This window comes from Maricaulis sp. CAU 1757, assembly GCF_054482675.1.
Genome location: NZ_JBTLRI010000001.1, coordinates 843,187 through 864,114, shown reverse-complemented (window position 1 = coordinate 864,114; position 20,928 = coordinate 843,187). Strand labels below are relative to the sequence as shown.

At 67.9% G+C, this 20,928-nt stretch carries 15 protein-coding genes; 12 read left to right on the top strand and 3 right to left on the bottom strand.

Going from position 1 to position 20,928, the window contains the following annotated elements; all coding sequences use genetic code 11:
- Nucleotides 1-12 precede the first annotated feature (12 nt).
- Nucleotides 13-1,713, bottom strand: coding sequence for a hypothetical protein (locus ACXYMR_RS03975; protein ID WP_458941460.1), 1,701 nt, complete (start codon nt 1,711-1,713; stop codon nt 13-15).
- 167 nt (nt 1,714-1,880) lie between these two features.
- On the opposite strand from ACXYMR_RS03975, the gene ACXYMR_RS03970 reads away from it, so the two are divergent.
- The 4 genes from ACXYMR_RS03970 to ACXYMR_RS03955 all read left to right on the top strand — a co-directional run bounded on the left by ACXYMR_RS03970 (nt 1,881) and on the right by ACXYMR_RS03955 (nt 4,973).
- Nucleotides 1,881-2,594: a response regulator transcription factor gene (locus tag ACXYMR_RS03970; protein ID WP_458941459.1), complete on the top strand. Its 714-nt coding sequence runs from the start codon at nt 1,881-1,883 to the stop codon at nt 2,592-2,594.
- The gene (locus tag ACXYMR_RS03965; RefSeq protein ID WP_458941458.1) at nt 2,566-4,227 is read left to right on the top strand and encodes a sensor histidine kinase; all 1,662 of its coding nucleotides are present in this window, start codon (nt 2,566-2,568) and stop codon (nt 4,225-4,227) included. The genes ACXYMR_RS03970 and ACXYMR_RS03965 overlap by 29 nt, the downstream gene beginning before the upstream one ends.
- Nucleotides 4,228-4,293: 66 nt before the next feature.
- Nucleotides 4,294-4,701, top strand: a complete 408-nt coding sequence (locus ACXYMR_RS03960) for a PTS sugar transporter subunit IIA (RefSeq protein ID WP_458941457.1) — start codon at nt 4,294-4,296, stop codon at nt 4,699-4,701.
- Nucleotides 4,698-4,973, top strand: a complete 276-nt coding sequence (locus ACXYMR_RS03955; protein WP_458941456.1) for an HPr family phosphocarrier protein — start codon at nt 4,698-4,700, stop codon at nt 4,971-4,973. The genes ACXYMR_RS03960 and ACXYMR_RS03955 overlap by 4 nt, the downstream gene beginning before the upstream one ends.
- A 21-nt stretch (nt 4,974-4,994) precedes the next feature.
- On the opposite strand, the gene ACXYMR_RS03950 is transcribed toward ACXYMR_RS03955, so the two are convergent.
- Nucleotides 4,995-6,653 carry a hypothetical protein gene (locus tag ACXYMR_RS03950; RefSeq protein WP_458941455.1) on the bottom strand — a complete coding sequence of 553 codons (1,659 nt, stop codon included), beginning with the start codon at nt 6,651-6,653 and terminating at the stop codon, nt 4,995-4,997.
- A 264-nt stretch (nt 6,654-6,917) separates the two neighbouring features.
- Between ACXYMR_RS03950 and ACXYMR_RS03945 the strand changes: the two genes are divergently transcribed.
- From ACXYMR_RS03945 to ACXYMR_RS03935, 3 genes are all read left to right on the top strand, one after another.
- Nucleotides 6,918-7,349 carry an energy transducer TonB gene (locus tag ACXYMR_RS03945; protein WP_458941454.1) on the top strand — a complete coding sequence of 144 codons (432 nt, stop codon included), beginning with the start codon at nt 6,918-6,920 and terminating at the stop codon, nt 7,347-7,349.
- Between the two features lie 13 nt (nt 7,350-7,362).
- Entirely contained in the window at nt 7,363-8,031 is a 669-nt protein-coding gene (locus ACXYMR_RS03940; protein WP_458941453.1) for a pseudouridine synthase, read from the top strand.
- A 1,080-nt stretch (nt 8,032-9,111) separates the two neighbouring features.
- Nucleotides 9,112-11,580, top strand: a complete 2,469-nt coding sequence (locus ACXYMR_RS03935) for a sensor histidine kinase (RefSeq protein WP_458941452.1) — start codon at nt 9,112-9,114, stop codon at nt 11,578-11,580.
- A gap of 18 nt (nt 11,581-11,598) precedes the next feature.
- Here ACXYMR_RS03935 and ACXYMR_RS03930 read toward each other — a convergent pair whose 3' ends face one another.
- Nucleotides 11,599-11,919, bottom strand: coding sequence for a 2Fe-2S iron-sulfur cluster-binding protein (locus ACXYMR_RS03930; RefSeq protein ID WP_458941451.1), 321 nt, complete (start codon nt 11,917-11,919; stop codon nt 11,599-11,601).
- A 103-nt stretch (nt 11,920-12,022) separates the two neighbouring features.
- Here ACXYMR_RS03930 and tsaE point away from each other — a divergent pair, with 103 nt between their 5' ends.
- From tsaE to addA, 5 genes are read left to right on the top strand one after another with little or no spacing between them, the layout of a single operon-like run.
- Nucleotides 12,023-12,490 carry a tRNA (adenosine(37)-N6)-threonylcarbamoyltransferase complex ATPase subunit type 1 TsaE gene (gene tsaE / locus ACXYMR_RS03925; protein WP_458941450.1) on the top strand — a complete coding sequence of 156 codons (468 nt, stop codon included), beginning with the start codon at nt 12,023-12,025 and terminating at the stop codon, nt 12,488-12,490.
- Entirely contained in the window at nt 12,483-13,577 is a 1,095-nt protein-coding gene (locus ACXYMR_RS03920) for an aminoglycoside phosphotransferase family protein (protein ID WP_458941917.1), read from the top strand. The genes tsaE and ACXYMR_RS03920 overlap by 8 nt, the downstream gene beginning before the upstream one ends.
- Nucleotides 13,574-14,287, top strand: a complete 714-nt coding sequence (locus tag ACXYMR_RS03915) for a nucleotidyltransferase family protein (RefSeq protein WP_458941449.1) — start codon at nt 13,574-13,576, stop codon at nt 14,285-14,287. The genes ACXYMR_RS03920 and ACXYMR_RS03915 overlap by 4 nt, the downstream gene beginning before the upstream one ends.
- Nucleotides 14,284-17,322 (top strand): double-strand break repair protein AddB, encoded by a 3,039-nt coding sequence (gene addB / locus ACXYMR_RS03910; protein ID WP_458941448.1) that lies wholly within the window; start codon nt 14,284-14,286, stop codon nt 17,320-17,322. Before ACXYMR_RS03915 ends, addB begins: the two co-directional genes overlap by 4 nt.
- Nucleotides 17,319-20,867 (top strand): double-strand break repair helicase AddA, encoded by a 3,549-nt coding sequence (gene addA, locus ACXYMR_RS03905; RefSeq protein ID WP_458941447.1) that lies wholly within the window; start codon nt 17,319-17,321, stop codon nt 20,865-20,867. Before addB ends, addA begins: the two co-directional genes overlap by 4 nt.
- Nucleotides 20,868-20,928 lie beyond the last annotated feature (61 nt).

Genomic DNA, 20,928 nt, shown 5'->3' with positions numbered 1-20,928 from the left:
GTCGATAGGGCTTTACTTGATCTGCTGATGCTCGTTACCGAGTTGCTGGAACAGGCTCTGAATGTCGCGCAGCTTGGATTTTCCGTCACTGGTGCCGGCTTCCTGCATCCCCATGGTCGATTTGAGTTGCCGCATGGCGCGGGCCTGGGCATCGGCGCTGCACTGGCCGAGCGGCAGGGCGCCGCCAGTGGCCAGTTTCAGGAGGGCTGTGGCCTTGTCCAGGGCCGGTCGGTCACCGCCTTCAACCATATTGAGGATCTTGGTCTCGTCGACGATTTTCATCCCCAGGCGGTCGAAGCTCGCGGCCAGTTCCAGTTTTTCTTCGCGCGGGTAGGCCCCCTTCAATACTCGCTTCTGCAAGGCCGCTAGGCTCGAAAGACGTGTCAGGGCGGGCTCCTTGCCCCGGACAAAGAAGCTTTCTGCACCCGCGCCCGACAGTATGGAGCGAATAAAACCGCCGAGTTTCTGCTTGTTGCTCGCCCCGACCAGGTTTTCCTCGAGACTCAGAAGGCGTTCCAATTGATCGCTGGTGTCGCGAGCATGTTTGAGGAGTTCGTCGATTGTTTCCGGTTGCAGCAAACGCGCCGAGCGGGCCGTGAAGGCCTTGGACAGCGCATCTGCCGGAAGCAAGTTGTCGGCGCACATCACGAGCTTTGCTGCCAGGTCGCGTGCCAGTCGGACTTCCTGTCGAACGCTGCTCGGCCGCAAGCGTCGCGGTAGTTCGAGGCGCTTGAGCAATGCGTTTGCTATTACCGAACGACAGGCATCGAATTCTTTCGAGCCGATCTTGCGTGCCAGCCTCCTTGCGACACCGGGGGCCATTTTCAGGGCATCGGCCGAGTGGTCGCCATCAAACAGGCAAGCCAGACGTTCCAGGGTTTCGCCCAGGTCCTTGCATTTTCCGAGCAAGGCGTCGAAGCCCGCATCAAATGAAATGACTTCCGCGATATAGGCATCGACCTCGGAGACCGCGAACGCCCGCGCGTCCTTGTCTTCCGGCAAGGTGTCGGCCATTTCCATCAGAGCGTCGAGCTTGTCCGAAAAACGTCGCTCATGACGAAGCCTGTCCGCTATGGCCGCTCGCAGAAAGTAGGCACGCTTGTCCTTGTCATGGATGGACTGGGCGACGTCGCTGAATGTCGCCTTTTTCGGATAGGTCGGCAGACGTTCGGCCCGGGCATCTTGATAGATGCGAGCGAGGGATTTCTGGACGAGCTCGTTTAGCAATTTCATATAGTTCTGAACGCTGGCATCGCTGTCCTTGGCCGATGCCACCGCAACCTTCTGCACGGCGTGCTGAAGCTCGGTGCCCGACCCTTCTAGGTTCTCGACAAGGTCGTCGCGGTGAAGCAATTCCATCGGTAGCGCTTGCACGCGTTCGAACCAGCTGGTCAGAACGCGGCGGATGGTGTCCCGTGCGTGGGGCTTGCTGAGGTCGTCGGGGGTCAGGCAGGGCAGGGTCGCGGCCGCGTTCTGCTCTTTGACTTCGCCGAACTTCTCCGCACCTTTCTCAAACACCGTGACAGATCGGAACGCCCGTTCGCCGTCGTTGAAGCGCTCCTTGGTGACCCGGACGGAGCCGCCCTTGTTCTTCGCCACTAGATTGGACGCCACACGGATTGCCGCGTCTCGATCGGCGAGCGCCTCGCACAGGCCCCAGCTGGCCTTGCTGTTCTTCTTGAAGAAGATTTCATAATGGACGTCGTTGGACATCTGCCTGCTCCCCGGGTACGCGGAGGTTGCGCGAAGAGTTTTAAAACGTCGTGAACCTTAACATTTTTCGTGCGGGAGCCTTGGCGGGGCGCGGCAACCGCCACTATTCTTGCCACAATTCGCAAGGAACACTTGGAACAGGCCAAACCGAACGACCTGGAGAGACCATGCCCACTATCGCTCTCGTCGATGACGACGAAAACATCATCACCTCCGTTTCCATGTTTCTGGAGGGGGAAGGCTATCAGGTCCGGACCTATAACGACGGTGCTTCCGCCCTGAAGGGGCTGACCGAAGACGCGCCGGACCTCGGAATTTTCGATATCAAGATGCCGCGCATGGACGGTCTGGAATTGCTGCGCCGCCTACGCCAGACGTCCAATCTTCCTGTCATCTTCCTGACCTCGAAAGATGACGAATTTGACGAGGCGCTGGGTCTCAATCTCGGTGCCGACGACTATATCTCGAAACCATTCTCGCACCGCCTGCTGGGCGAGCGGGTCAAGGCGGTCCTGCGGCGGGCCCGGTCGGCGCCCGATCCGCTATCGGCCAATCCGACACTGGAACCGGGTGACAGCAAGCCGCTCGAGAGGGGCAGCCTGTTGCTGGACCCCAATCGGCATGCCTGTGCCTGGAACGGCGAGCCGGTGAGATTGACGGTCACCGAATTCCTGATCCTGCAAGCGCTTGCGACCCGGCCCGGATATGTGAAGAGCCGGGACAATCTGATGGATGCCGCGTACGACGATCAGGTCTATGTCGACGATCGGACCATCGACAGTCATATCAAACGCATTCGCAAGAAATTCCGCCAGGTCGATCGGGAGTTCGATTCGATCGAGACGCTGTACGGTGTGGGGTATCGCTATAAGGAAGCCTGATCCGCAGCCCGGCCCTGCCTCGCAGCGAAGGGTTCGCCTGTTCCTTCGCAGCCTGGTTCCGAGTCCGTCTTCGCGTCTGGCCCAGCTGATCCTGATTGCCAACACACTGGCGCTGGGATTGCTGGTGGTCGGCATGCTGGCGCTTACCGAAACCCGTCGGGGCCTGGTCAATGCCAAGCTCGATTCCCTGCGGGCGCAGGGCGAGCTCATTGCCAATGTTCTGGCCGAGGGGGCCACGGACGGGGCGCCGACACCGCAGCTTCGCAAGGGCGATGCGCGCGCCATCCTGCGCCAGCTTTATGTCCCGGAAGAATCCCGTGTCCTCGTGTTCGGCGACGACCGGGCGATGGTCGCCGACAGCCATCTGCTGGCCGATGTTTTTGAAACCACGCCGCTGCCGCCGCCCGGCGAGCCGGGCCCCGATATCGGGCGTCGCGCCCGCTCCCTGCCGACCCAGCTTCTGGACGGGTTGGCGACCATGCTGCGCTCTCCCGAAGAACGCGCCGCCATGGAGCGCGCCCTGGTCGAAGAGGTCGATGAGGCTCTGACAGGGCGCGTTGTCGCCGGCGTGCGCCGGGACGAGGACGGAGCCCGTGTGGTCTCGGTATCCATTCCTATCCGGCCGGTTCGCTCTGTCGTCGGTGCCGTCACCATCGAATCCTACGACCTTGATGCCTTGATCGAAGCGGAGCGCCGCGCCCTGCTGCCATTTATCCTGATCGCCGGTCTGGTGACGGTCGCTTCCTCGCTGGCCCTTACGGTGTTCATCGCCCGGCCGATCCGCAGGCTGGCCCGGGCCGCCCGGGAAGCGCGCCGGGCCGGTGGTCGACGCGTGGCGATGCCTGACCTGGGCAATCGAAATGATGAGATCGGGGAATTGGGAACCGCTTTGTCGGGCATGACAGAGGCGCTGTATGACCGTCTCGATGCCATCGAAAGCTTCGCCGCGGATGTGGCGCATGAGCTGAAAAACCCGCTGACCTCGATCCGGTCTGCTGTCGAGGTCCTGCCGTTGGCCAAGGATACCGAGCGGCGGGACCGCCTGCTGGCGGTGATCTCGACTGATGTGCGGCGTCTGGACCGACTGATCACGGATATCTCCCGGGCCTCCCGCCTGGACGCAGAGCTGGCGCGCGAGGATGTCGGCCGGTTCGACTTGGCTCAGCTCTTGGCCGAGCTCGTGGACGCTTATGGGGAGCTTGAACGTGACGGTGTCCCGGTGCGTATCGAGCGGCGGGTGCGCAATGCCCATGTCATGGGGCGCGAGGGCCCGATCGGGCAGGTGTTCCGGAACCTGCTGGACAACGCCATGACCTTCAGCCCGCAGGATGGGGAGATCCGGGTCACCCTCGAGCGTGGGCAGCGTCACGGCAAGCCGGTCCTGGTCATCCTTGTGGAGGATGACGGGCCGGGAATTCCACCGGAAAATCTGGAGACAGTGTTCCAGCGTTTCTACACCGAGCGGCCACGGGGCACGGCCTTCGGTACTCATTCCGGATTGGGGCTGGCCATTGCGCGGCAGATTGTCAGTGCCCACGGCGGCACGATCCGGGCGGAAAACCGCAAGGATAACAAGGGTGATATCGGCGGAGCCCGGTTCGTGGTGGAGCTTCCGGCGGCGCCGGCTGACTGACAATAGGGTGATACCGTTGCAAAAATGCGCTTTCCCCGCCTGCCGGGCCGCGTTTAGATGGCATCCATGATCGGGGTTGTCGTCGTCAGTCATGGCCGTTTGGCCGATGAATTTGTTGCCGCCACGGAGCACGTGGTGGGGCCCATGGACGCTTTGCTGGCGGTCTGTATCGGCCCGGATGACGACATGGAGAAGCGCCGCGGTGACATCAAGCAGGCGATCGTCGACGCGGATCGGGGTGAAGGCGTTCTGGTTCTGACCGACATGTTTGGCGGGACGCCGTCCAACCTTGCCATCTCCCTGCTCGAGGAAGGCAAGGTGGAAGTGATCGCCGGGGTCAACCTGCCAATGCTGATCAAGCTGGCCGAAGCGCGCTCGCGGGCCGACCTGGACAGTCTGGCCCGCATGGGCGAGGACGCCGGCAAGAGATATATCGCCATTGCCTCCAACGTGCTGGAAGGTGCCGGCAAGTGAGTGCGGCCCAGCGTTGCGTCGAGATCTGCAATGCCCGCGGATTGCATGCCCGGGCGGCCGCCAAGTTCGTCGAGTTGGCCCAGCGCTTTGACGCTCGGGTCGAGGTCTCCCGCGATGGCGAGACGGTGAGCGCCGACTCGATCATGGAATTGCTGATGCTGGCCGCCGGCAAGGGGTCGCGGATCTCGATCCGCTCGCGCGGGCCCGAGGCCGAAGCGGCGCTCAAGAGCCTAGCCGATCTGGTCGAGGCCGGCTTTCACGAGACCGAGTGAAAGCCGGACCGGTCGCCCCGGTCAGCGGTCGTGCTCATCCGACAGCTCGAAATCACGATCCTCTTCCGGCTCCGGCACGCCCGGGGCCAGATCGCTCGCTTGCGAGGGCGGTATCATCGGGTCGTCGCCATCGGCCATGAGCGGGTCGTCGACCAGCGGCAACGGGCCTGGGTCGCGGCGCGGATCAATCGTGGCTGCCGAGGCGTTCTCGGCCTCGAGCCCGGCGTCCTCTGACGCCTCTTCCATGGCACCGGCAGCCTCGACTTCCGCCTCGGTCGAGCTGGGCATGGGCGGCGGCGCGGCGACGGGCATGGTGCGCTCGTCTTCCAGGGCTTGCGGGTCGACCGGGTCCGGCCGTTCGGTCTCGGTGGGCTCCCCGCCGAGGTCGGCCTGGACACTGTCGCCCTGCGAAGGCTCGCCCGAAGCGGTCTCTGCCGCAGTCAGCGCCGCGGCTGCGGCCACGTCTTCCAGGCTCGGCAAGTCGTCGGCTTCAGCATCGTCACCTGCATCGAGAACCGGTGCGGAGACATCCTCTGTCCCGGTCGTCAGGGCCTCGGGCGGTTGCACGGCCGTCAGCTCCGTCTCCGGAGCCATTGGCGGCGTGTCGGCGGTCGCGGGAGGCGGCAGCTCGCTTTCGGCGAGGGCCCGGACTTCCCCATTGCTGCCCTCGTCGGCAGGGCTGGCAGGAGCGGGCGTGGCGGAAGTGTCCGGAACGCTATCATCGGCGCCGGTTTCGGCAGCCGAGACTTCGCCGGAGGCGAGCGCCGCGGCGCTGGCGATGGCCGTCACGGAATGGTCCGTACGGTCCGGCGACGCGACGCTTTCCGCCGCCTTGCGGACCCCTTCCTCGGGCGGGTTGCTCAGCACGTGCTCGGCCAGGCGCTCGACCCGAGCCTCGAAGCGACCGGCATCACGGAAGCGGTTGATGGCGCCGCCCAGCATGAACAGGACGGCGGCCCCGGCCAGGACCAGCAAACCGGCGGCGACGGCGCCGAAAATGACGGCGGCGAGGACCGCGAACGCGGCATAGAGCGGCACGTAGACGAGGCGCCAGGAGCGCGCCAGATAGGCAAGCAGGGCCAGGCCAGTACCGGCCAGGGCGATGCCCCACACGGTGATCCGGTCCGCGGCCACAATGTCCAACCCGACGATGGCGTCGAGAATGCCGGCGGGCAGGGCGCCTGCGAGATCCCAGCCGACGGCACCCGGCAGGCGCGCCGCCAGTTCGGCGCGCACGTCAAAGGCCGGGACGCCGGCCATGGCCGTCAGGCCCATCTCGGCCAGGAAGGCATGCAGGTCGGGCCAGACCAGAACCAGCGCGGTTGCGATCAGGGCCAGCATGGCCAGCCACCAATTGGCAGCCCGCACCACGCCGAGCCGGGACAGAAGTGTCGTGGCTTCGTGAGACGTGCGCATCCAGGTGCGGGTGTGGTGGTCGATCACGGCTGCCGTGCGGGATTTTTGCTTGGGACCCGAGCGAACGCGCAGCATGGTCGCCGGATCGCCGGCCAGGCCGGGATCCACGCGCTGCGGCAGGCGTACATCATGGCTGGCGCCGTCATCATCGACGAGGCGCAGCTGGTGTCCTTCGGCGCGGGTGACTTCCCCCGAGACGGTAAAAAAATCGATCCGCCGACCGCCATAGGACTGGCCAGCATGCGCTGTAGGCAACAATGACATAATTGGTACGCACCTCTCACTCGGAGACCCGGTCCAATCCTCACGGTCTGGGCCCGTCCCTCTCCCCTGCGGCTGTGTTTACAAGTTTGATGCCAAGCAAGTCACGTCTTTCCGGCCTTGTTAACAAAGAGTTCACACCTGCGACGAGGGCCGCACAGCATGCATGCTGTTTCAGAACGGGACGGCACGTGCCGAAACGGGCACTGCAAGACCCTGCTGACACCGGGCTTTGAGGCGGCGCGGCGAGGCGTTAGCGTGCCGGCCATGTCGCGTTACCTTTTCCTTTCCGGCCTCCTGGCCGTGCTTTCCGCCTGCGCCAGCCCGTTCGGGGCCGAGCCGCGCGGTGCCTTCATCCCGACGGACAGTTATCCCGTGCCGCCCAATGTCGAACGGTTGATCGGGCCGGACGATTGCCAGGGCGCCACCCTGTCGGCGATCGAGGCCGGGGTGCCCGATTATCCGGGCCGGGCCTGGAATCGCGGTCGCCAAGGTTGGGCCGTGGTGCGCTTCGACGTGGCCGCCGATGGCGCCGTCGGCGATGCACGCATCGCCCGCTCCATGCCGTCTGGCGCTTTTGACCGGGCCGCCCGGCGGGCCGTGGAAGGCTGGCGCTTCGAGCCGCTCGATGGCGCCGACCGGCTGGCGAATTGTGTCGTCATGTTCGAGTTCAGGGCCGGTCATGTGCGCATCCGCTGATCGGGCGGGAGCAGTGGACCGGCCCCCGCGTCCATTTGTCTACGACCCGCCGCCGCCCGGCCCCCTGCCGGTCCTGCACGCCGACCGCCACATCCTGGTGCTCGACAAGCCGGCCGGCCTTCTCACGGTCCCGGGGCGCGCCGCCAACCACGCCGATTGCCTGGAAGCGCGGGCCAGGGCCGAGTACCCGTCCGCGCGCATCGTGCACCGCCTCGACATGGACACCTCCGGCGTCATCGTGCTGGCCCTGCGCCATGATGCGCTGGTCGATATCGGCCGACAGTTCGAGCGGCGCCTGACCGGCAAGGCCTATGTCGCCGTTGTCCAGGGCGAGATGGTGGCCACCCATGGCCGTGTCGACCAACCACTGATCACCGACTGGCCGAACCGGCCGAAACAGCATGTCGATGCCGAGAACGGGCGCGCCGCCGTGACCGATTACCGGGTGATCGAGCGTGCCGCGGGCCGGACCCGGGTGGGCCTGCTGCCTCTCACCGGCCGCTCGCATCAGCTGCGCGTCCACATGGCCTGGCTCGGCCATCCCATCCTCGGCGACAATCTCTATGCCGATGCGGCCGCGCTGGCGGCCAGCGACCGCCTGTGCCTGCATGCCGAGCGGCTGGAATTCAGCCATCCGGAGAGCGGCGCGCGCGTCTGCTTCGAAACCCCGGCACCGTTCTGAAACCGCGCGGCGGCAGGGCGTTCGAGCTGTTGCGCCAGTCCGGCTTCAGTCCCAGATCTTGGGAACATCCGTCGGCGGCACATTGCGCGCCTCGGCCGATTCCCGCATTTCGGCCGCTCTCGCCGCGTCCTGCCGGGCAAACATACGCTTGAGTTCCGCCCGCGGGTCGTCGATTCCGTCGCCACAGGTCGCTGCTGCGACCGGTTTCTGCTTGCTGTCCTCGCGACCCGCGCGAGCGCGGGGTGGAGCCGGGACAGGTCTGACTCGTGCCATGTTAATCCCTCGCCTTTCTTTTCATGTCGCTCCCGACCGGGATGCGGCATGCCGAACATCGCCACGGCGCCTCCGCCTGGCGGTATGAGGATGCGGGACGGTATCGGCGTCCTGCGAATTAAAAACTGGACGTCGACACCGTCCCGCATGCGGAGATTTGACCGGGCCTCGAAGGACCCGAGTTGGCAAGGCGGGCTGGCCTGGAACGGTCCTCCAATAGTGCCGTTCCTCGCCGCCCGCAGCCCCGCCGGGGTCGCCGGCCGACATGACCGACCGACCCGGACGAGCTCCGCTCTCCCCGTCCCCCCGGTTGTCTAGGCCGGGCCTCGAGCTGGTGCGAGGACGGGGCAAGTGTCTCACGGGCCAGAGGGGGTGGGGATGAAACGGGGCGAAAAAGTTCTATTGTGTTGTTTTCACGACGGAAAGTTTTTCAGAGACTGGGGAAAATAAATTCTATGACCTGCTCGATGCAGGTCCTCCCCCTTGATGGGGGAGGTGGATCGCCGCGTCAGCGGCGAGACGGAGCGGGTGGGAGCCGGGTGTCAGACACGGCCAGCACCGGGATTCACCCCATCCGAGCCGCATGCGCGGGCCCTTCGTCACGTCGGACAGGCCACTGGCCTGTCCTTTGGCTCCTCAGTCCCCATCAAGGGGAAGGACCTAGGTCCGGTGTGTCCGCTCCCCCGCTCACGGGGAGGGCGTGAAAATCATGGGGGGCGGCGTCGCCGGATTGCGCCGGCGCCGTTATCATGGTGATTCGCGAGGAGCGGGTTGCAACGGGTAGTCTTCGCGGGCAGGGCAACAGGTATGACCGGACAGACATTCCAGATCGTGACGCTGATCGTCACCATCGGCGCCGTCGCGTTCGCGGTGGCGATCGGGTTGTGGGCCTACCGGCTGACGGCAGGGGCGCGCTCGGCGCAGGCCCTGTGGCGGCGCCGGGTGGCCGGGCTGGAAGACAAGCTGGCGCGCGCCGACAGCGTGTTCGGTGCCCATCCGGGCCTGGTGCTGGTGTGGGACCACCCGCAGTTCGACGAGAGTGATACCGGCTGGGGCGAACCGCGCATTTTCGGCTCGTCCGTGGCGCTGGCCTCGTTGCTGCGCTTTGCGGAAGCCTCGGACGGGCCCAATCCGGCCGGCATCCTGATGGAGGGCCTGGCCGATTACGAGGCGCGGTCCGCCGGGGGCGAGGAGACGACGCTGCGGCGGCGCTTCCACGAGCTGATGCAGCAGGGCAATCCGTTCTCGCTGACCATTGTGGGGCCGAGCGGGCGTTTCCTCGAGGCGGATGGCCGCGCGGCCGGGACACAGCTGGTGGTGTGGCTGTCGGATGCGACCATTCGCGGCATCGAGGAATCCGGGGCACGCGGGCGCATGGAAGAGGCCAAGCGGCTGGTGTCCAAGGACCCGATGGCGTTTCTCGACATGCTCGGCCGTGCTCCGGTGCCGGCCTGGCGCATGAATGCGTCCGGTCGTATCGAGTGGGCCAATGCGGCCTATGCCGAGGCGGTCGAGGCCAGCGATGCGGAAGTCGTGCTGGAGCGCCAATTGCTGCTCGATCCGTCGATGAGCGAGCAGGCAGTGGAGGCGGCCTCGGCCGGGGAGCCGGTCAGCCAGATGAAGGTGATCGTCACCGGCGGGGCGCGGCGCTCGATGAATTTCCTGGTCTTCCCGGTATCCGGCGGGGCTGCGGGTCTGGCCATCGACGCTACCGAGGGCGAGGAGGCCAAGGCGGCGCTGGGACGCTTCCGCCAGGCCCATGACGCGACGCTCAACCACATGGCCGAGGCGGTGGTGGTGTTCGACCGGTCCAAGCGGCTGAGCTTCTACAACACGGCTTTTGCCCGCCTGTTCAAGCTCGACGATGCCTGGCTCAATGACCGGCCCGGACATGGCCAGTTCCTCGATCGCATGCGCGAGAAGCGGCTGCTTCCGGAACAGGCCGATTTCTCGGCCTGGAAGGCGGAGGAGCTGGCCCGATACGACCTGCCCCCGGGCGAAGAGACGCCGGACGAGCTGTGGCCGATGCCCGACGGGCGGACCCTTCGCGTGGCCCGACAGCGCCACCCGATGGGCGGCATGATGCTGATCTTCGAGGACAAGACCGACGAACTCTCGCTGCGGGCGCGCTACAACACGCTGATCAACGTGCAACGGGCAACGCTCGACAAGTTGCACGAGGCGGTGGCCGTGTTCGGGGCCAATGGCCGTCTGCAATTGCACAACAATGCCTTCGAGGACCTGTGGGGCTTCGGCGCCGACGAGCTTGACGGCCAGCCGGCCTTCGACGAGGTGGCGGAGACCTGTGCCGGCCTGTTTGCCGACGACCGGGTGTGGAACGACATCAAGGCGCGCGTCACCGATCCGGGACCGCAGGCGCGCAAGCAGGTGACCGGCGAGATGCGGCGCTCCGACGACCGGGTGCTGACCTATCTGACGCGGCCGCTGCCCGACGGTGCGACGCTGATCTGCTGGGACGATGTCACCGACAGCCGGCGCATCGAGGAAGCCCTGCGCGAGCGTGCCGAGGCGCTGGAGACGTCGGAGCGCATCAAGACCGAGTTCGTCGAGCATGTCAGCTATCAGCTGCGCACGCCGCTGACCACGATCGGTGGCTATGCGGACATGCTGGCCCAGGGCTTTGCCGGCGACCTGTCGGAGCGCCAGAAGGAGCCGATGGCGGCGATCCAGTCGGCGGCCAGCCACCTGGCCAAGCTGATCGACGACATTCTCGACGTGGCGGCCATCGATGCCGGCCAGCTCGAGCTCGACCTGGGTGACGTCAATCTGGGCGATGTGTGCCGCGAGGCGGCGGAGCTGGTGACAGCGCGGGCCGATCACCACCAGATCAAGCTGGAGGTCGAGGTGGCCGACAATGTCGGGCTGCTGCGGGCGGACCGCAATCGCATGAAGCAGGTGGCGATGAACCTCCTGTCCAACGCGCTGCGGCATGTCGATACGGGTGGCGAGGTGACCATCGGCGCGCGCCGCGCGGAGGACGAGCTGACCTTGTGGGTCGCCGATGACGGCGAAGGCATCGCGCCGGAGAAACAGGCCACGGTGTTTGACCGCTTTGCCCGCGGCGAGCGCGGCGGAGCCGGACTCGGCCTGGCGCTGGTCAAGGAGATCGCCCAGCTGCACGGCGGCTGGGTGGAGCTGCAGTCGGAACCGGGCAAGGGCACGGTGGTGGCCTGCCACCTGCCGTCGGAACCGCGCGGCGACGCCATCCCGCCGGAACTGGCGCTGACCAAGCGGCCGGCTGCCAGCCGCGCCTAGCTTGCGGGGTGTGCCGGCCTAGCCCTGGTGTTCCGGGATGCGCACGACGAGACCGTCAAGGGCATCGGTGACCTTGATCTGGCAGGACAGGCGGGAATTGTCTTCCACGCCGTCGGCGAAATCGAGCATGGATTCCTCCATCGGTTCGCGGCTGCCGGTCTTGTCGGTCCAAGCGGCGTCGACATAGACGTGGCAGGTCGCGCAGGCGCAGGCGCCGCCACAATCGGCGTCGATGCCCGGCACCAGGTTGCGCACCGCGCCTTCCATCACCGACAGGCCATTGGGCACGTCGATCGGGTGCTCGTTTCCGTTATGCTCGATATAGGTGATCTTCGGCATGCCTGACTCCTCAACGTGTTTTGGACATGAACAGCGTTCAGGCGGGAGTCAAGATTCAGCCTCACCGCTTGCCGTCCGGGCGGGGGGCGGTTAAGCGCAAAGCATGCGACTTCCCGCCCGCCTGCCGCTTGATGATCTGACTGCGACCCGCCGTTTCGGGACGCAACTTGCCGGCCTGTTGCGGCCCGGCGATGCGGTCATGCTGGAAGGCGATCTGGGGGCCGGCAAGACGACCTTGGCGCGCGCCGTGATCGCCGCCGCCTGCGGTGTCGAGGACGCGCCGAGTCCGACCTACACGCTGGTGCAGGTTTACGACACGGTGGGCGGTGACGCGTTGTGGCATGCCGATCTGTATCGCATCGAGGATCCTGAAGAACTCGACGAGTTGGGTCTCGAGGACGCGTTCGAGGAGGCGATCTGCCTGGTCGAGTGGCCGGAACGGCTGGGTGAATTCAGACCCGGCAATCGCCTGGAAATCATCCTACACTCGACCCCGAACGGGGATGAGGTGAGTCGCGAGGCGCGCTTGCGCGGGTTCGGGGGCTGGGAGGCACGAATTGAAGATGATTGATCGCGAGGCGGCGCTTGACGCTTTCCTGGCCGGTGCCGGATGGGGCGATGCGGAGCGCCAGCCGCTGGCTGGGGATGCCTCGACACGGCGCTATGTGCGGCTGGTCCGCGGCGGAGAAACGGCGATGCTGATGGACGCACCGGCCGCGGCCGAGGCGCCGTCCTGTCCGCCGGAGGCCGATGCGGCGACCCGCCGGGCGCTGGGATACAATGCGCAGGCACGGCTGGCCGGGGCCAACCTGGCGGCCTTCACCACACTGGCCTGCGCCCTGTGCGAGCGCGGCTTCTCGGCGCCGGATGTCCGGGCGGCGGATTTCGAGCACGGATACCTGCTGCTGGAGGACCTCGGCGACGACCTGGTGGCGCGGCTGCTGCCGGGGGCGGCGCACGAGGGTACGCTCTATGCCAAGGCGGTCGACACGCTGGCGGCGCTGTACCGGTCGAGCTTTCCGGGCACGCTGGAGGCGCACGGCCAGAGCTGGACGCTGCAGCGCTATGACGCGGTGGCGCTGACGGCCGAGGCCGACCTGTTTCTCGACTGGTACCTCGCCGAGCACGCCGGGGTCGAGCTGGACGATGCGGCGCGGCAGGACTGGCACGATATCTGGCGCACGGCGCTGGAGCGGCTGGACGCCTGCCCGCCGGGCTTGGTGCTGCGCGATTTCCATGCCGAGAACCTGATCTACCTGCCCGAGCGCGAGGCCGAGGCGGCGATCGGGCTGCTGGACTTCCAGGACGCGGTGATCGGTCATCCGGCCTATGACCTGGTGTCGCTGCTGGAAGACGCGCGGCGCAATGTCGACCGCAAGCTGGCGGTGCCGCTGAAGGCGCGTTTCGTGGCCCAGGCGGGGATCGAGGACGCGGCCGGGTTTGATGCGGCCTATGCCGTGCTCGGGGCCCAGCGCAACGCCAAGATCCTGGGCATTTTCGTGCGCCTGGCCAAGCGCGACGGCAAGCAGCGCTACCTCGATTACCTGCCGCGCGTGGCCCGGCATTTCGTCGGCGACTTGCAGCACCCGGCCCTGATGCCGCTGCTGATGTGGGCCAAGACGCATGCGCCGGACGTCTTCCTGGAAGCGCACAAATGACCGCGATCACGCATGCCATGGCGCTGGCGGCGGGGCTCGGCACGCGCATGCGTCCGGTCACCAATGACCGGCCCAAGGCGCTGGTCGAGGTCGGGGGACGAGCCCTGGTCGACTGGGCGCTGGACCGGTTCGCGGCCGGTGGTGTCGACCATGCCGTGGTCAATATCCACCATTTCGCCGACCAGATGCAGGCGCACCTGGCGACGCGCAGCGGTGCGCCCGCGCTGACCCTTTCCGACGAGCGCGACGAGGTGCTGGAGACCGGTGGCGGGGTGGTCAAGGCTCTCCCCCTGCTCGGCGACGGGCCCTTCCTGGTCTCCAATATCGACGCCATCTGGGTGGACGGGGCGGTCCCCGAGCTCGAGCGTTTGCGCCGGGCCTGGGATCCGGAGCGCATGGACGCGCTGCTGCTGATGGCGCCGCTGGAGCAGACGCTGGGCTTTCCGGGTGCCGGCGATGCCTTCCTGGATGCCGATGGCCGGGTACGGTTTCGCGGCGACGCGGCGCGCGCGCCCTATGCCTATGCAGGGACCATGATCCTCAAGCCGGAGGCGCTGGCCGGCCGCGAGGCGGTACGCTTCTCGATGATGGAGGTGTGGCGTGAGCTGGTGGCGCGCGGCCGCCTGCACGGGCTCGCCATGGACGAGTTCTGGATGCATGTCGGGGATCCCCAGGCGCTGGCCGAGGCGGAGGCCAGGCTGGCCCGGTGACCGGCCGGCTGTTCGATACGCCGGCCCCGCGCCTTTACACCTTGCCGCCGCAGGCGGACTTCCTGCGCGCCATCGTGCGCACGTTGCGCGCCGAGTTCGGTGCGGCGGAGGATCCGGCAGCGCTGACGGAAATCCTCGTCCTGACCCCGACCCGGCGCGCCGCCAAGGCGCTGGGTGACGTGTTCGCCGAAGAGGCCGGCGAGGGGGTGGCGCTGCTGCCATTGATCCGGCCGATCGGCGATGTCGATGTCGATGACCCGCCCTTCGAGCCGGGCGAACTGGCGGGCCTGGCCCCGCCGGCGATCAGTGCGACCCGGCGCCGCTTCGAGCTGGCGCGGCTGATCCTGGCCAAGGAGGCGGCGCTGGGGCGGCCGCTCGGCATGGGCGGGGCGCTGGCCCTGGCCGAGCCGCTGGCAGCCCTGCTGGATGATCTGGCGACCGAGGACGTCAGTGACCTTGCCCCCCTCGGCGAGGCCATGCAGGAGCATTTGCCGGCCGACCGGCGCGAGGCCGTGGAGTTCCTCGAAATCGTGCAGGCGGCATGGCCGGCACGGCTGGCCGAGCTGGGCCTGGTCGATGCGGCGGAGCGGCGCACGCGGGTACTCAAGGCGCTGGCCGAGCGCTGGCGGGTCGCCCCGCCGACCCATCCGGTGCTGGCGGTCGGCTCGACCGGGTCGATCCCGGCGGCGGCGGAGCTGATGCAGGTCATTGCCGGCCTGCCGCAGGGCGCAGTGGTGCTGCCGGGCTTTGACTGGGATGCCGATGATACCGCCTGGGCCGGCATTGATGACGACCATCCACAATGGGCGATGAAGGCGTTTGTAGAGGATCTCGGCCTGGCGCGCGGGGACGTGGCGGCGTGGCCGGATGCGGCGGAGACGCTGGAGGCCCGGCTGCGGCGGAGGGTCATCGGCGAAGCCCTGAGGCCGGCGGCGACAACCGATGAATGGCTGTCGCGCATTGCCAGGCTCAGCGAGACCTATGGCGCGGATTTCTTCGAACGCGGCGTTGACGGGCTGGCGCTGATCGAGGCGCCGGACGAGCTGGCCGAGGCGCGGGTGTGTGCGCTGATGCTGCGCGAAGTGCTGGAACAGCCGGACCGCACCGGCGTGCTGGTGACGCCGGACCGGATGCTGGCGCGGCGGGTGGCGGTGGAGATGGGCCGGTTCGGTGTCCGGCTTGACGATTCCGGCGGCGCTGCGCTGGGCGAGACGGCGGCGGGAGCATTCCTGTTGCGGCTGCTCGACTGTGCCCGACAGCCGGGCAGCGTTGTCGCGCTCTCGGCCCTGTGGAGTTCGCCGCTATTCACGGCCGGCCGGTCGCGCGGGGCGGTGCACACGGTGCTCGCCAAGTTCGAGGCCGAGGCGCTGCGCGGCGTGCGTCCGGGACCAAGCCTGGAGGCGGTACGGGGGCGGCTGGACGGCGAGCGGGTCAACCTGTTCGAGGACGACCGGGCCCTGATCATCGCGGTCCTCGACGCCATGCAGGCAGTGATGGCGCCGCTGGAGACCGGCCAACGACTGCACGCCTCCGAGTGGGCGACGCATCATGCGCGTGCGGCGGAGGCGCTGTCCGCCGGGGCCGAGCTGTGGGGCGCCGAGGGCGGCGAGGCCGCGGCGCAGCTGGTACGTGCCCTGCTGGAGGAGAGCGAGGCGTTGCCGCCGATGACGCTCACCGATTATGCCGCTGCGCTGACCGAGCTGATGGCGTCGAAACGGGTGCCACCCCGGCTTGGCGTACATCCGAGACTGCAGGTCCTGGGGCCGATGGAGGCGCGCCTGGTGCAGGCTGACCGGGTGATCCTGGCCGGGCTGAATGAAGGCGTGTGGCCGCGCGCGCCGGGAGCGGACCCGTGGCTGTCGCCGGGCATGCGCCGCGCCGTCAAGCTGGCCGCTCCGGAGCGCCGTTACGGCCTGGCGGCGCATGATTTCGCCCAGCTGGCTGCGGCGCCGGACGTGGTGATGACACGCGCCCGCAAGAGTGATGGCGCGCCGAGCGTCGCCTCGCGGTGGATCTGGCGCCTTAAGACGCTGGCGGAGGGGGCGCTGGGGGCGAAGGCGGCAGACGAGGCGCTGGCCCCGCAGACGGATTACCTGGCGCTGGTGCAGGCGCTGGACGAGCCGGGACGGGCGGTACGTCCTGCGCCGCCTCCGGAGCCGCGCCCGACGGTCGGCCGGCGACCGCGCAAGCTGTCGATTACCGAGATCAGGACCTGGGTGCGCGACCCCTATTCGATCTATGCCCGACATGTGCTGGGCCTGAAGCGCCTTGACCCGGCCGACATGCCGCCCGGACCGCGCGAACGGGGCATGGCGCTGCACGCGGCGTTGCAGGAGGTGGTGCCGGGTTGGCCGCAGGTCTTGCCGGATGATGCGGAAGCGCAGTTGGTCGAGGCGGCCGACGCATACCTGGCCGACAGCGGGTTCACGGAGGAGGAACGGGTCCTGGAGCGGGCGCGGATGCGCCGGGCGGCCCGTTTCCTGGTCGGCTGGGAGCGCCAACGGCGAAGCGAGGGCTTGCGTTTCGACCAGGCCGAGATCCTGGGCCAGATCGAACTGGCGGGACCGGCGGGGCCGTTTGTGCTGCACGGCCGCGCCGACCGCTTCGACCGGACACCGGACGGGCGGCTGGAGATCATCGATTACAAGACCGGCAGTGCGGCCTCGGCCAAGGAAGTCGGAGCCGGGTTTGACCCGCAATTGCCGCTGACCGCGACCATGGCGCAGCGCGAGGGTGGGTTCGAGGGGCTCGCGGCAGCGCCTCCGGCGGCGCTGTTGTATCTGTGCCTGAAGGGCAATGCCGAGGGCGGCAGCGTGGTCCGGGTCGACGGTAAGGCCAATCCGACGGCAGCGGAGATGGCCGAGGCGGCGTACCAGGACTTGCAGGACTGGATCGCTCGTTTCGATGACGAAACGACGCCCTATGAGAGCCAGACGCGCGCCAAATACGTCAACCAGTATGGCGATTTCGACCATCTGGCGCGGCGCGGCGAATGGGCCAGCGCGCCCGGCGGTTCCGAGGACGGCGGGGAATGAGCGATTTCGATCCCGATATCCTCGCATCGGCCACAGCCGCGCAACGCCTGGCGGCGAAAGCGACGGCCAGCGTGTTTGTCGAGGCCAATGCCGGGTCGGGCAAGACCCGCGTGCTGGTTGATCGGGTGGTCAACATCCTGCTGACCGGCGTCGAGCCGGACCGCATCCTGTGTGTGACCTACACCAAGGCCGCGGCGGCGGAGATGAAGGACAGGTTGTTCCAGCGCCTGGGCCGCTGGTCGATCGCCGGCGAGGAAGAGCTGCGCAAGGACCTCAAGGCGCTGCTCAAGCGCGAACTGCGCGGCGACGAGCTGGCACAGGCCCGTCGCCTGTTTGCCAAGGCGCTGGAAACGCCGGGCGGGCTGAAGATCCAGACCATCCACGCCTTCTGCGAAATGCTGCTGCGGCGCTTCCCGCTCGAGGCCGGGGCGCCGCCGGGGTTTGAAACACTGGATGACAGCGCGGCGCGCGAAATCGTGGCGGCGGCGCGTCGGCGGGTGCTGCGCGATGTGCCAGAGGCAGTGGTGGCGCAATTGCTGGCGACCGGTGGCCCCGATGCGCCAAGCCAGGTGATGGCCTGGGCGCGGGCCAACCGGCAGGATTTCGGAGACGCACTGGCCCGGGCGGGAAGCCCGGACGCTCTCGGCGATGCCGTGTATGCGGCGCTGGGGCTCGAGCGCGGCGAGACGGCGGGGTCGATCAAGGCGGCGGCGTGGGAGGCAGCAGACCGGGCGCGTCTGGCCGAGGTGGTGGAGGTGATGCTCAATCACGGCAAGCCGACGGATCACAAGCGGGCGCCGCTCCTCAAGGCTGCGCTGGACGAGGCCAGTGCCAGCGACGCCTGTGACCGCTATCTGGAATTCCTGTTCACGGCCAATGGCAAGTCGACCCGGGTCAAGAACCCCGTGACCGCCAGTTGCGACAAGGCCGCGCCCGGGATGTGCGACCGGCTGCGGGACGAGCAGGAACGCCTCGAGGCGGTGCGCGACCGGGTGCGGGCGGTCGATGTGGCCGAGGCTTCGGAGGCGGCGATCGCCGTGGCCAGCCGCTTCATCGAGGCCTATGAGGACGAGCTGGCGCGCCGCCGGGCGCTGGATTTCGATGATCTGGTGCGCCTGGCCGGTGATCTCTTGCGTCCCGAGAACGCGTTTTCGGGCTGGGTTGGCTACAAGCTCGACGGGCGGCTGGAGCATGCCCTGGTCGACGAAGCGCAGGACACGGCGCCGCGCCAGTGGGACATGATCCGCGGCCTGACGGCGGAATTCTTTGCCGGCGAGGGGGCCAGCGAGCAGGGGCGCACCCTGTTCATCGTCGGTGACGAGAAGCAGTCGATCTATTCCTTCCAGGGCGCCGAACCGGCGCGCTTCATGGCCGAAGGCGAGCGGCTGGGCGAGGCCGCGGGTGCGGTCGGGCTGGATTTCGAACGTCCCGGACTGGATGTCTCCTTCCGCTCGGCGCCGGAAGTGCTGGCGGCGGTCGACCAGGCGTTTGCCAGCGAAGCCGCAGCGCCGGAAGTGAAGTTCGCCGAAACCGGGCGGGTCCGGCCGTTTGCGCATTACCAGGGCCACCGGGCGGCGCGTCGCGGCACGCCGGGTTGTGTCGAGCTGTGGCCGGCCGTACCGATGCCCGACCAGCTGGTCGAGAACTCGATCTTCGAGCCGGTCGACCAGCGGCGCCGCGGCTCGTCTCGCGACGTGCTTGCGCAGTCCGTGGCCGAGGAGATACGGGCCATGCTGGAGCGCGGGGACGCGGTCTGGCACGAGGAGGCCGGGGGCTTCAGCCAGCGCCCCGTGGAGCCGCGCGACATCGCCATCCTGGTGTGGCGGCGCACGGCCGGCTTCTTCGAGGAAGTGATCCGCCAGCTCAAGCTGGCCGGGGTGCCGGTGGCCGGCGCGGACCGCATGGTGCTCAAGGACCAGACGGCGGTGAAGGACATGCTGGCGCTGGCCCGTTTCGCCGTCACTCCGGGCGATGACCTGGCCCTGGCGGAAGTGCTCAAATCACCCTTCTTCGATCCGGTTTCGGGCGCGGCCCCACTGATCGATGACGCGGTGTTGATGGAGCTGGCGGCGGCTCGCCGGTCGCGGCGACGCGGCACGCTGTGGAACGCGCTCTTCACCTCCACCGATGCGCGCTTGGCCGAGGCCCGCGAGGCGCTGGCACAGGTGCGCGACCAGGCCGACAAGGTGCGGCTCTACGACCTGTTCGCCGGTTTCCTTAATGCACGGACGCCGACCGGGGAAACGCGCTGGGCGCGCATGTTTGCCCGGCTTGGCGAGGAGGCGCGCGACCCGCTCGAGGAGTTCCTGACCCGGGCCCTGGAGCATGAAAGCCAGGGCGGCGGTTCGCTGGCGGCCTTCATCGCCGGCCTGGAGGGCGAGGACAGCCAGCTCAAGCGCGAGATGAGTCAGGACCGCAACGAGGTCCAGGTGATGACGGTGCACGCATCCAAGGGGCTGGAGCGGCCGGTCATCATCCTGCCCGACACGACGCGCTCCCCGCTGGCGACCAAGGCGGACGGGATATTGTCGCACGAGGCCGCGGGGCTGGTCTGGTCGCCGCGCAAGGAGGCGGACCCGGCGCTGGCCAAGGCCCTGCGAGAGGCCCGGGATGCCAAGGCGCTGGCCGAGCACGACCGGCTGCTCTACGTGGCCCTGACGCGGGCCCGCGACCGGCTCATCGTGTGCGGCTGGAAGCAGGGGCGGGCGCCGGGCCTGATCAAGGATGACAGCTGGTATGCGCGGCTGTCGGGCGCCTGGGGCGGCGCGGGCTGGGCCGAGTTCGAAACACCGCTGGCCAGGCGCATCGAGGATATCGGTTCCGGATTGCGGTTCGGGCCGGCGCCGCGGCCCCTGGGCGCGGCCCGGCCCCAGGCCGATGTGCGCACCGTGCTGCCCGACTGGGCCAGCACCCCGGCGGCCAGCGAGGCGGCGGCGGTGCGCGGCGTGGCGCCGTCGAGCTTCCTGTCCGACGAGACCGACACGAGCGGCGAACCGGCGGTGATCTCGCCGCTGGCCGATCCGGGCGGGCACCGCTTCCGGCGCGGCGACATCATTCACAAGCTGCTGGAGACCCTGCCCGACCTGCCGGAGGTGCGGCGCCGGGAGGCGGCCGAACGCTTCGTCGCGGCGCAGCCGGACATTGACGATGCGGCGCGCCGGGTCATCGTCGAGGAGACCCTTGGCATCCTGGCGCATCCGGACTTCGCGCCGCTGTTCGGTCCCGGCAGCCGGGCCGAGGTGTCGCTGGTCGGGCATGCGCCGGGCCTGCCCGAGGGCATCATCGTGCGCGGCCAGGTCGACCGGCTGGTGGTGACCGACACGGAAGTGCTGATCATCGACTACAAGACCAACCGGCCACCGCCGATCGAGGTGGCCGACGTGGCCCGGGTCTATCTCGGCCAGATGGCCACCTACCGGGCCCTGCTGCGCGCCGTTCACCCCGGCAAAACCGTGCGCTGCGCCCTGTTGTGGACCGATGCGGCGCGGCTGATGGAGCTGCCGGACGAGCTGCTCGACACCGTGTTCGCGCGGTCGAAAGCTTGACGTCGAGGGCAACCCTCCTTACCTGACGCTCCACCAGTTGAATTCGCGCCGGCGAGTTCGC